Genomic DNA, 10,203 nt, shown 5'->3' with positions numbered 1-10,203 from the left:
GTGCATGCACCGCCGGGGCCCGAGAGCGGGTTCTAGGCGACCGCGATCTCCACCGCGTGCACGCCGGGACCCTCGGCCGAGACGGCCGCCTGGCCGTTGCCCGTGCGGTGCAGCGCTCGCACCGTCCAGGAGCCGGGGGCCGCGAAGAAGCGGAAGTCGCCCTCCGGGGAGGAGACGACCTCGGCGGTGAACTCGCCGGTCGAGTCCAGCAGGCGGACGAACGCGCCGCCCACCGGGGTGCCCGCGGAGAGGACCTTGCCCTCCAGGACCGTTTCCGTCGTCGAGACTTCGATCGTGCCGCCCTGCACGGGGGCGCCGCAGCCGTCGCTCATGTCTCAGGCCTCCTTGCCGGAACCGAGCTCGATCGGCACGCCGATGAGCGAGCCGTACTCGGTCCAGGACCCGTCGTAGTTCTTCACGTCTTCGTGGCCGAGCAGCTCGCGCAGGGCGAACCAGGTGTGGGAGCTGCGCTCGCCGATGCGGCAGTAGGCGATGGTCTTGCGGCTGCCGTCGAAGCCCGCCTCGGCGTAGAGGGCGCGGAGCTCGTCGTCGGACTTGAACGTGCCGTCCTCGTTGGCCGCCTTCGACCACGGGACGTTCACCGCGGACGGGATGTGGCCGCCGCGCTGGGCCTGCTCCTGCGGGAGGTGGGCCGGGGCGAGGAGCTTGCCCGAGAACTCGTCGGGGGAGCGCACGTCGACCAGGTTCTTGTTGCCGATGGCCTCGACGACCTCGTCGCGGAACGCGCGGATCGAGAGGTCCTGCTCCTGGGCGGAGTAGGAGGTGGTCTCGCGCACCACCTCGTCCTTGTCCAGGGGACGGCCGTCGAGCTCCCACTTCTTGCGGCCGCCGTCGAGCAGCTTCACGTTCTGGTGGCCGTAGAGCTTGAAGTACCAGTAGGCGTAGGCGGCGAACCAGTTGTTGTTGCCGCCGTAGAGGACGACGGTGTCGTCGTTGGAGATGCCCTTGGCCGAGAGCAGCTTCTCGAAGCCCTCGCGGTCGACGAAGTCGCGGCGCACCGGGTCCTGGAGGTCGTTCTTCCAGTCGATCTTCACGGCGCCGGGGATGTGCCCGCCGTCGTACGCGGTGGTGTCCTCGTCGACCTCCGCGAAGACGACGCCGGGCGTCTGGAGGTTCTCCTCGGACCAGGCGGCCGAGACCAGCACGTTCTCACGGCTCATGGGAAGTTGCTCCTGTAGTAGTGCGTGTGTCTTCATTGCGGGCGGGCGTTTGCGGGGGTGAATCGGCGCAGCAGCAGGTACATCTCGCACCCCAGGCACAGGCCCACCGCCGCGTTGAGCAGCGCTGCCACCAGTGCCGTGCCGGTCGCGACCACGCCCAGGGTGGTGAGGCCGGTGGCGTAACCGAGGGTGCCGATCAGTGCGAAGACGAAACCGACGCCCTGCGCGAACCGCAGCGGGGCGGCGTTCTCGCGCTCGGTGGCCGGGGTGAGGCGCGGCTGGATCGCGTAGCGGTAGACGTGTCCCCACGGGTTGAGCTTCAGCGAGACGAACGCGCACATCGCGAAGAGCACCGTCTGGGCGGCGAGCAGTCGCCACCAGCCGGTGAGCAGCACGACCGCGAGGACGACCGTGGTCATCCAGGCGGAGAAGCGCGGTCCGCGCGGATCTACAGGGGAGTCCTTGGGCACGACGACCTCCGGGCAGACGGACGAGTGCATTCAGTCCGGCAGAGGTAGCTGACGAGCGTCAAGCGGCCCAGTCAGCTCGTCGTGCGACACAGGCTGCTGCGCACGCGGCACAGGTCAACCGCGCGTCGCTTCGTGAGCAGCATGGTCATGCCAGCGAGGGTAGCTCCCAATCCCTCGGTCCGGGAGGTGTGTCCATCTGGTGGAACAACGCAGGTTCACCCGACCGGATTAGGGCAAATGCGGGCGCAACGCGGCCAGCAACGAGTCGCGCTTCGGCACGCCGCCGACGCGCAGCAGCTCGGTCCCGTCGGCCGCGAGCGCGAGCGTCGTCGGGGTGCGCATGACGCCGAGCCGGGTGGTGACGTCCGGGAGGTTCGTGACGTCGAGCTCGGCGTGGGTCAGGCCGTCGGTGCGCTCGGCCAGGTCGCGCAGGACCACCTTCGCGTGCCGGCACGGCGCGCAGAACGTCGTCGAGAGCTGGACCAGCGTCACCCCCGGCGCGAGCAGGTCGCGCACGGGGGCGGGCAGGTCGGCGGAAGTCGTGGCGCGCGAGGAGATGCGGCCCTCCCTGAGCTTGAGCAGCACACCGATCGCGCCGGCCACGGCCAGCGCGCCCAGGAGTGCCCACACACCGGTCATCGCTGGGTCAACGGTACATCCGCGATCTCGCCGCTCAGCTTGAACGAACCGCTCTCCACCTCGACGGCGGTGGGCGTCGCGCCGAACGGCAGCGTGCCGGGATCGATCTTGATCGCGAGCGCCTGGCGCAGCTGCGGGATGATCTGCTTCAGTGAGGCGTCGTTCAGCTCGATGTCGTCGATGTTGATCTGGATCGCGCCGCTGACCAGGGCGATCTGGCCGTACGCGGTGAGCGTGACGACCTTGCCCGCGACGTTGGTCTCGCCGGAGAGCTTGATCGCGGCGGTCGTCTTGGGCGCCTTGGGGTCGGCGGGCGCGGGCGTGGCGACGCGGTTGTCCGGCTCGATCGAGAGCTTGTCGAACGGCGTCACCTGGTTCGCGAGCCGGTTCAGGTCGAGCGCCTTGATCCGCACGCTGCCCCTGACCGTGTCGATGGTCGCCTTGGAGACGTTGCCCGCCAACAGGTCCGAGAGCTCCACGCGGGTGTGCAGGAGGTCGGCCTCGACGTCGAGGTCGCGCAGGTCGACGCCCTGCTGCTCGTCCTTGATCGGCACGCCGTACGCGCGGATCTCGACGTGCTGGTAGTCGCCGCGCAGCGCCTGCAGGATGAACGGGAACCCGTTGATCCGCACCGCCGGGTCCTCGTTGAGCTGCAGCTTCTCCCGCATCCGCTGGGCGATCTGGTACTCGCCCGCCGCCGCCAGCGCGAAGTCGGCCGCGACGAGCAGCACGCCCAGCACGATCACCGTGATGATGAGGAACTTGCCGCGCCGCGACTTCTTCTTCGGCCTGGCGCGGGCCGGGGTCTGTCCGGAAAACCCTGCAGTCATCCCTCGTCCTTCGGGTTCAGTGCTCGATCTTCGCGGCGGTCCACGCCGCCATCCGGTCTACCAGGTCGGGAGTCGAGGCCGATTCGGCGTGCCGCATGCCCTTCTCGATCCACAACTCGCCATGTCCCGAGGACGCGCGGTGCAACGACCTGGCGTGCTCCACCCCGAAATAGTGGTCCAGGTCACCGTGCACGATCAGCAGTGGGGTCGGCGTGATGCGCCCCACCACCTCCAGCGGGCTCTCCGGCGCCTGTACCCAGCCGCCGCCGAGCCGAACCCCCATCGCCCGCGCGGCCAGCTTGCCGTGGGGCTGTTCGAGCAACCAGTGCACCCGGCGCATGGGAGCGGTCTCACGCGACCACCACCTGGCCGGCCCGCTCACCGACACGACGGCGTCCGGCCTGGTGTCCCCGAGGGCGGCGTGCCGCAGGACGATCGAGGCGCCCATCGAGAACCCGACCGTGGCGACCTTCGCGTAGCCCAGCTCCCGTGCCTTGCGCACCGCCGCCTCGATGTCGTGGACCTCGTCCGCGCCGACCGTGGAACGCCCGCCCGACCGCCCGTGGCCGCGGAAGTCGAACGCGACGACACCTCCCCGGCGCGCCAGCCTGGCCAGCACGCGGGCCACGTACGGCTTGCTCACGTTGTTCGTGAACCCGTGTCCCACAACGAAAGCGAGGCCGCTGTCGCCCCTGTGGTGGACGCCCCGCAGGCGCACTCCGTCGTGTGACATGGATGTAACAGGCGTGACGCTTGTGGAAACAACTGTGAGCACGGCTTCTTGACCTGGGACTTTCTCGGGGTGCACCGGTATCGTCTCCGTCATCCGCAGGCAACGGGGCCCGGTCACCGTACGCCGCTGGTCTGGTCGAGGTGACCTGACCACGGCCGACTTGGAGGGCGCCGCGATGAGCATCGACGTGCTTCTGCTGACGACAGACCCCGACCCGGAGGCCGTGCTGCCCGCGCTGGCACTGCTCCCGCACGCGGTCCGCCCGCTGCGTCCCGAGGTCTCCGCGCTCCTCGAGGCGGGACCCCACGACATCGTGCTGGTCGACGCCCGCACCGACCTGGCCGGCGCCCGCTCGCTGTGCCGCCTGCTCGACTCGTCCGGCGTCGACGTGCCCGTGGTGGCCGTCGTCACCGAGGGCGGCCTGGTGGCCGTCAACTCCGACTGGTCGGTCGACGAGATCCTGCTGCCGACCTCCGGCCCCGCCGAGGTCGACGCCCGCCTGCGCCTGGTGCGCTCGCGCCGCGGTTCCACCCAGCCCGGTGGCGACGGCGCGCTGCAGCTCGGCGACCTGGTGATCGACGAGGCCACCTACACCGCGCGCCTCAAGGGCCGCCCGCTCGACCTCACCTACAAGGAGTTCGAGCTCCTCAAGTACCTCGCCCAGCACGCCGGCCGGGTCTTCACCCGCGCCCAGCTGCTGCAGGAGGTCTGGGGCTACGACTTCTTCGGCGGCACCCGCACCGTCGACGTCCACGTGCGACGGCTGCGCGCCAAGCTCGGCCCCGAGCACGAGGCGCTGATCGGCACGGTCCGCAACGTGGGCTACAAGTTCGTCCGCCCGCCGCGTCCCGGCTCCTCGCGCCGCCCGGCCGAGGTGAGCGAGATCGACGACGCCGTCCGCGTCCTGGATGAGCAGCTGATCACCCGGTAGGTTCGCCTGCGTGGCGCAACTGAGCTGGTTCGACGAGCTGACGACCGAGCAGGCCGCCGAGGTGGGGCAGCTGCTCTCCGCGGCGCAGGAGGCCGACGGCGTGGCGCCGGTCGGCGAGGCCGTGCGGCTGCGGATGCGCCCCGGCGCCACCGGCAGCAGGCACCTCCTCGCGCACCTCGACGGCGAACTCGCCGGCTACGCCCACGTCGACCTGCTCGGTGACGCGGACGGCAACAAGGTCGCCGAGCTCGCCGTGCACCCCGCGCACCGCCGCCGCGGCATGGGCACCGCCCTGGTGAAAGCGCTCCCGCAGGAAGGCCTGCGGATCTGGTCGCACGGCGGCCGTCCCGGCGCCGCCGAGCTCGCGGAGAAGCTGGGCCTGGGCAAGGTCCGCGAACTGCTGCGCATGCGGCTGCGGTTCGACGGCGACCTCCCCGAGCCGAAGCTGCCCGACGGCGTGACGATCCGGGCGTTCGTCCCCGGTCAGGACGAGGCCGCGGTCGTCTACGTGAACCACCGCGCCTTCGACTGGCACCCCGAGCAGGGCGCGATGTCCATCGAGGACGTCCGGGCGAAGGAAGAAGAGGACTGGTTCGACGCCGAGGGGTTCCTCCTCGCGTTCGACGCCGAGGACAAGATGCTGGGCTTCCACTGGACGAAGGTCCACACGCCCGAACTGGGCGAGGTCTACGTCGTGGGCGTCGACCCGGACAGCCAGGGCGGTGGTCTCGGCAAGGCGCTGACCCTCGCCGGCCTGCACCACCTGCGCGAACGCGGCGTCGCCGAGGTCATGCTCTACGTCGAGTCGGACAACACCGCGGCGGTCCGCGTCTACACGAAGCTCGGCTTCACCCTTTGGGATGCCGACGTCCAGTACGCGCGGTAGTCAACGTACCGTCACAAAACGCATACGCCCTGGTCACGTACTCACTCGTTCGGCCGTGTGACCCGTCACTTCCCGTTCGGTGTTCACTTCTCGTTCACCTTGTCTAGGGGGTCTGTCCACTCTGGCTACCTACCTTCCGTAGCGAGCGGCGACGTCCGTCGCGAAACCGCTACTGCTTCCGCAAGGTGGAGGACCAAGGTGAAGATCCAGCGGCACGGTGCCGTGCTCGGCCTCGTCACGGCCAGCGCGCTGCTGCTCGGTGCGTGTGGCAGCGACAACAACACGGCCGCGGGCGGCAGCACGCCGACCAGCGGTGCCTCCGCTCCGGTCGAGTGCGGTGGCAAGACCAACCTGAACGCCGAGGGTTCCTCCGCGCAGAAGAACGCGGTCGACGCGTTCGTCCAGGCCTACCAGGCCGCCTGCCCCGGCGTGAACGTCGCGTACAACCCGTCGGGCTCCGGCGCGGGCGTGAAGAACTTCAACGCGGGCCAGGTCGACTTCGGCGGCTCCGACTCCGCGCTGAAGGAGGGCGCCGAGACCGAGGCCGCCGCCAAGCGCTGCCAGACCAACCCGGCCTGGAACCTGCCCATGGTCTTCGGCCCCGTCGCCATCGGCTTCAAGGTGTCGGGTGTGGACAGCCTCGTCCTCGACGCCAAGACGACCGCCGCGATCTTCTCCGGCGCCGTCAAGAAGTGGAACGACCCGGCCATCAAGGCCCTGAACGGCTCCGCGTCCCTGCCGGACAAGGACATCGCGGTCATCTACCGCTCGGACGAGTCGGGCACCACCGACAACTTCCAGAAGTACCTCAAGGTCGCCGGTGGCTGGACCAAGGGTGACGGCAAGCAGTTCAAGGGCGGTGTCGGCGAGGGCAAGGAGAAGTCCGCCGGTGTCGCGCAGGCCGTCGGCTCCATCGACGGTGCGATCACCTACGTCGAGTGGTCCTTCGCGCAGGACAACAAGCTCTCGATCGCCAAGATCGACGCCGGTGCCGGCGCCGTCGAGCTGACCGCCGAGTCGGCCGGCAAGGCCATCGACGAGGCCAAGGTCAAGGGCCAGGGCAACGACCTCGTGCTCGACCTCGACTCGATCTACGGCACCAAGGCCGCCGGCGCGTACCCGCTGCTGCTCGCGACCTACGAGATCGTGTGCTCGAAGGGCTACGACGCCGACACCGCGAAGGCCGTCAAGGCGTTCCTCACCGTCGCCGCCACCACCGGTCAGGCCCAGCTCGCCGAGGCCGGCTACGTGCCGCTGCCCAAGGCGTTCCAGGACAAGATCCTGACCGCCGTGAAGGCGATCGCCTGAGGTTGATGCGAAACTTCGGCTGACACAGACGCGATGAACGATCCCGTCGCGGCCCTGCGCCCCGCCCGTTCCGGTGAACCCGGAGCGGAGCGGGGCGTCGCGGCTGCTCCCCACGCCTCGGAGGCTCCGATTCCCCCGACACCGGAAGCTCCAGAAACGACCAAGGCACCTCACGTCCGGCCGGGCGACCGCATCTTCCGCGGCCTGGCGACGGGGTCCGGTGTCTTCATCGTCGTCCTCATCGGCGCGATCGGCCTGTTCCTCGTCCTGCAGGCCATCCCGTCGCTCGGGCTGGACAACGTCAACTTCCTGACCAGCCGCGAGTGGAACACCACGGACCCGTCGAACCTGCGGTTCGGCATCCTGGACCTGCTGCTCGTCACCGTCGTGGTCGCGCTGCTCGCCCTGCTGATCGCCATGCCGATCGCGCTGGGCATCGCGCTGTTCCTCACGCAGTACGCGCCGCGCAACCTCGCCCGGCCGTTTGCCTACGTCGTCGACCTGCTGGCGGCCGTGCCGTCGATCGTCTTCGGCCTCTGGGGCCTGTTCGTGCTCGGCCCGGTGCTCTTCCCGTTCTCCGAGTGGCTGATCGGCAACCTCGGCTGGTTCCCGCTCTTCGCCAAGGGCAACGTGAACGTGCAGCTCGGCGGCACCATCTTCACCGCGGGCATCGTCGTCGCGGTGATGATCCTGCCGATCATCACGGCCGTCAGCCGCGAGGTCTTCGAGCGCACGCCCACGATGCACATCGAGGGCGCCATCGCGCTCGGTGCGACCAAATGGGAGGTCGTGCGCACGACCGTCCTGCCGTTCGGCAAGGCCGGTTACGTCTCCGCCTCGATGCTCGGCCTCGGCCGCGCACTGGGCGAGACCATCGCCGTCGCGATCATCCTGAGCACCGCCACCAGCTCGTTCGGCTGGTCGCTGTTCGACGGCGGCTCGACGTTCGCGTCGAAGATCGCGCTGGCCGCACCCGAGTTCAACGACCCGCGCTCGGCCGGTGCCTACATCGCCGCCGGTCTGGTGCTGTTCGTGCTGACCTTCGTCGTCAACGCCATCGCGCGCTCGATCGTCGCCGGCCGCAAGGAGTACGAGTGAGCACCCATCTCGCGGATCCCCAGCGCCTCGCGACGCCACCGACGTTCCAGGCGGTCAGCAAGTCCCGCCAGATCAAGAACGGTCTCGCCACCGCACTCGTGTGGGGCGCGTTCCTGATCGCCATCATCCCGCTGGTGTGGGTGCTCTACACCGTCGTCCAGCGCGGCTTCCCGGTCATCCTCGACGGTGACTGGTGGCAGAAGTCGATGTCCGGGCTGCTCGCCCGCCAGCAGGGCGGCGGCGCGTACCACGCGATCTACGGAACGCTGGTCCAGGGCCTCGTCTGCGCGGTCATCTCCGTGCCGATCGGCGTCATGATCGCGATCTACCTCGTCGAGTACGGCGGCCGGTCGCGCCTGTCGAAGGCCACGACGTTCATGGTCGACATCCTCACCGGTGTCCCGTCCATCGTCGCGGCGCTGTTCGTCTACACGGTGTGGATCACGACCTTCGGCCTCGGCCGCAGCGCGCTCGCCGTGTCGCTCGCCCTGGTGCTGCTCATGGTCCCGGTCATCGTGCGCACCACCGAGGAGATGCTCAAGATCGTCCCGGACGAGCTGCGCGAGGCCTCCTACGCGCTGGGCATCCCGAAGTGGAAGACGATCGTGAAGATCGTCGTCCCGACCGCCCTGTCCGGCATCCTGACCGGCATCATGCTGGCCCTCGCCCGCGTCATGGGCGAGACCGCGCCGGTGCTGGTGCTCGCGGCCTACGCGCCGTTCATCAACTACAACCTCTTCGACGGCCCGATGGCCTCGCTGCCGTTGATGATGGTGAACGAGCGCAACAACCCGACGGCGGCGGGCTTCGACCGCATCTGGGGCGCGGCGATCACCCTCGTCGTCCTCATCACCCTGTTCAACCTCCTGGCGACCGTGATCTCGCGGGCGCTGGCGCCGAAGACGAAGTGAGCGGGCGGACATGGCCAAGCGACTCGACATCAAGGACCTGAACCTCTTCTACGGCAAGTTCCACGCCGTGGAGAACGTCTCGCTCGCGGTGCCGCCGAAGAACGTCACCGCGTTCATCGGCCCCTCCGGCTGCGGCAAGTCGACCGTGCTGCGGTCGCTCAACCGCATGCACGAGGTGGCGCCCGGCGCCCGCGTCGAGGGCAAGGTGCTGCTCGACGGCGAGGACATCTACGCGTCCACAGTGGACCCGGTCGAGGTGCGCCGCACCATCGGCATGGTGTTCCAGCGCCCCAACCCGTTCCCCACGATGTCCATCCGCGACAACGTGGTGGCGGGCCTGCGGCTCGCGGGCGTGAAGAACAAGAAGGAGCTCGACGAGGTCGCCGAGCGCTCGTTGCGCGGCGCCAACCTCTGGAACGAGGTCAAGGACCGCCTCGACCGCCCCGGCGGCGGCCTCTCCGGCGGTCAGCAGCAGCGCCTCTGCATCGCCCGCGCCATCGCGGTGCAGCCCGACGTGCTGCTGATGGACGAGCCCTGCTCCGCCCTGGACCCGATCTCCACGCTGGCGATCGAGGACCTGATCACGGAGCTGAAGAAGGACTACACGATCGTCATCGTGACCCACAACATGCAGCAGGCGGCCCGTGTGTCGGACCGCACCGCGTTCTTCAACCTCGCGGCGGTCGGCAAGCCCGGCAAGCTCATCGAGATCGACGAGACGGAGCGGATCTTCTCCAACCCGTCCGTCCAGGCCACCGAGGACTACATCTCGGGCCGCTTCGGCTGAGCCTCCGCGTGCAGCTGGAAGTTCTCCTTCCAGGCCGTACCGGTGGACTCCGTCATCACGGTCGGGGCGATTGCCCGCAGCTGCTCGTAACGGTCGCCGTCGCGGACCTTGCTGGTGAGGATCAGGTCCGGCTTCAGCGAGGCGACGGTCTCCAGGTCAGGGTTGGCGATCTCGCCGACCTCCTCGATGCCCTTCGTCCCGCTCGCGGGCAGGTACGACGGGAAGCCGTCCTCCGACGCCGAGTGCGTCGCGCCCACCGGCCGCACCCCGAGGGTGAGCGCGGAGTCCAGCTCACCGGTGTCCAGGACCACGACACGCTTCGGGCGCACGGGGACGTCGACGTCGCCCATGGCCGTCTTCACGGTGTGGGTCCGCGCGGAACCGGAACCCGAACCGGAACCCGAACCGCCCGGGCCGGAGCCGCTCGCG

At 69.4% G+C, this 10,203-nt stretch carries 14 protein-coding genes; 6 read left to right on the top strand and 8 right to left on the bottom strand.

The window, feature by feature from the left end:
* Positions 1 to 32: 32 nt before the first annotated feature.
* The 7 genes from ACFWGZ_RS35255 to ACFWGZ_RS35225 all read right to left on the bottom strand — a co-directional run bounded on the left by ACFWGZ_RS35255 (position 33) and on the right by ACFWGZ_RS35225 (position 3,853).
* Positions 33 to 332 carry a DUF1416 domain-containing protein gene (locus ACFWGZ_RS35255; RefSeq protein WP_382455922.1) on the bottom strand — a complete coding sequence of 100 codons (300 nt, stop codon included), beginning with the start codon at positions 330 to 332 and terminating at the stop codon, positions 33 to 35.
* Positions 333 to 335: 3 nt separating this feature from the next.
* Positions 336 to 1,181, bottom strand: coding sequence for a sulfurtransferase (locus ACFWGZ_RS35250; RefSeq protein WP_382455921.1), 846 nt, complete (start codon positions 1,179 to 1,181; stop codon positions 336 to 338).
* A gap of 32 nt (positions 1,182 to 1,213) precedes the next feature.
* The gene (locus ACFWGZ_RS35245; RefSeq protein WP_382455920.1) at positions 1,214 to 1,681 is read right to left on the bottom strand and encodes a DUF4395 domain-containing protein; all 468 of its coding nucleotides are present in this window, start codon (positions 1,679 to 1,681) and stop codon (positions 1,214 to 1,216) included.
* A 41-nt stretch (positions 1,682 to 1,722) separates the two neighbouring features.
* Positions 1,723 to 1,794 (bottom strand): putative leader peptide, encoded by a 72-nt coding sequence (locus tag ACFWGZ_RS35240; RefSeq protein WP_355300619.1) that lies wholly within the window; start codon positions 1,792 to 1,794, stop codon positions 1,723 to 1,725.
* An 85-nt stretch (positions 1,795 to 1,879) separates the two neighbouring features.
* Positions 1,880 to 2,290, bottom strand: a complete 411-nt coding sequence (locus ACFWGZ_RS35235) for a thioredoxin family protein (RefSeq protein WP_382455919.1) — start codon at positions 2,288 to 2,290, stop codon at positions 1,880 to 1,882.
* On the bottom strand, positions 2,287 to 3,120 hold the full coding sequence (locus tag ACFWGZ_RS35230; RefSeq protein ID WP_382455918.1) for a DUF2993 domain-containing protein: 834 nt from the start codon (positions 3,118 to 3,120) through the stop codon (positions 2,287 to 2,289). The genes ACFWGZ_RS35235 and ACFWGZ_RS35230 overlap by 4 nt, the downstream gene beginning before the upstream one ends.
* Before the next feature lie 16 nt (positions 3,121 to 3,136).
* Positions 3,137 to 3,853 (bottom strand): alpha/beta hydrolase, encoded by a 717-nt coding sequence (locus ACFWGZ_RS35225; RefSeq protein WP_382455917.1) that lies wholly within the window; start codon positions 3,851 to 3,853, stop codon positions 3,137 to 3,139.
* 175 nt (positions 3,854 to 4,028) lie between these two features.
* Here ACFWGZ_RS35225 and ACFWGZ_RS35220 point away from each other — a divergent pair, with 175 nt between their 5' ends.
* The 6 genes from ACFWGZ_RS35220 to pstB all read left to right on the top strand — a co-directional run bounded on the left by ACFWGZ_RS35220 (position 4,029) and on the right by pstB (position 9,774).
* Complete coding sequence (locus ACFWGZ_RS35220; RefSeq protein ID WP_382455916.1) at positions 4,029 to 4,784, top strand: winged helix-turn-helix domain-containing protein; 756 nt, start codon at positions 4,029 to 4,031, stop codon at positions 4,782 to 4,784.
* A gap of 10 nt (positions 4,785 to 4,794) precedes the next feature.
* Positions 4,795 to 5,670, top strand: a complete 876-nt coding sequence (gene mshD / locus ACFWGZ_RS35215) for a mycothiol synthase (protein WP_382455915.1) — start codon at positions 4,795 to 4,797, stop codon at positions 5,668 to 5,670.
* 198 nt (positions 5,671 to 5,868) lie between these two features.
* A complete protein-coding gene (pstS, locus tag ACFWGZ_RS35210; protein ID WP_382455914.1) occupies positions 5,869 to 6,978 on the top strand; it encodes a phosphate ABC transporter substrate-binding protein PstS in 1,110 nt (369 codons plus the stop codon).
* Between the two features lie 33 nt (positions 6,979 to 7,011).
* A complete protein-coding gene (gene pstC, locus ACFWGZ_RS35205; protein ID WP_382455913.1) occupies positions 7,012 to 8,076 on the top strand; it encodes a phosphate ABC transporter permease subunit PstC in 1,065 nt (354 codons plus the stop codon).
* Positions 8,073 to 8,987 carry a phosphate ABC transporter permease PstA gene (pstA, locus tag ACFWGZ_RS35200; RefSeq protein ID WP_382455912.1) on the top strand — a complete coding sequence of 305 codons (915 nt, stop codon included), beginning with the start codon at positions 8,073 to 8,075 and terminating at the stop codon, positions 8,985 to 8,987. The genes pstC and pstA overlap by 4 nt, the downstream gene beginning before the upstream one ends.
* 10 nt (positions 8,988 to 8,997) lie before the next feature.
* Complete coding sequence (gene pstB / locus ACFWGZ_RS35195) at positions 8,998 to 9,774, top strand: phosphate ABC transporter ATP-binding protein PstB (protein WP_382455911.1); 777 nt, start codon at positions 8,998 to 9,000, stop codon at positions 9,772 to 9,774.
* Here pstB and ACFWGZ_RS35190 read toward each other — a convergent pair.
* Positions 9,750 to 10,203 (bottom strand): ABC transporter substrate-binding protein (locus ACFWGZ_RS35190; RefSeq protein WP_382455910.1); only part of this gene is annotated, 454 nt, incomplete at its 5' end. The genes pstB and ACFWGZ_RS35190 overlap by 25 nt on opposite strands.

This window comes from Lentzea sp. NPDC060358 (genome assembly GCF_042725365.1).
Classification (GTDB): Bacteria; Actinomycetota; Actinomycetes; order Mycobacteriales; family Pseudonocardiaceae; genus Lentzea.
The sequence above is the reverse complement of the archived record's forward strand: the minus strand, read 5'-3'. Positions and strand labels throughout refer to the sequence as shown.

Coding starts and splice junctions, on each gene's coding strand:
- ACFWGZ_RS35255 (WP_382455922.1), bottom strand. CDS start 332: ATGAGCGACGGCTGCGGCGCCCCCGTGCAGGGCGGCACGATCGAAGTC.
- ACFWGZ_RS35250 (WP_382455921.1), bottom strand. CDS start 1,181: ATGAGCCGTGAGAACGTGCTGGTCTCGGCCGCCTGGTCCGAGGAGAAC.
- ACFWGZ_RS35245 (WP_382455920.1), bottom strand. CDS start 1,681: ATGCACTCGTCCGTCTGCCCGGAGGTCGTCGTGCCCAAGGACTCCCCT.
- ACFWGZ_RS35235 (WP_382455919.1), bottom strand. CDS start 2,290: ATGACCGGTGTGTGGGCACTCCTGGGCGCGCTGGCCGTGGCCGGCGCG.
- ACFWGZ_RS35230 (WP_382455918.1), bottom strand. CDS start 3,120: ATGACTGCAGGGTTTTCCGGACAGACCCCGGCCCGCGCCAGGCCGAAG.
- ACFWGZ_RS35225 (WP_382455917.1), bottom strand. CDS start 3,853: ATGTCACACGACGGAGTGCGCCTGCGGGGCGTCCACCACAGGGGCGAC.
- ACFWGZ_RS35220 (WP_382455916.1), top strand. CDS start 4,029: ATGAGCATCGACGTGCTTCTGCTGACGACAGACCCCGACCCGGAGGCC.
- pstC (WP_382455913.1), top strand. CDS start 7,012: ATGAACGATCCCGTCGCGGCCCTGCGCCCCGCCCGTTCCGGTGAACCC.
- pstB (WP_382455911.1), top strand. CDS start 8,998: ATGGCCAAGCGACTCGACATCAAGGACCTGAACCTCTTCTACGGCAAG.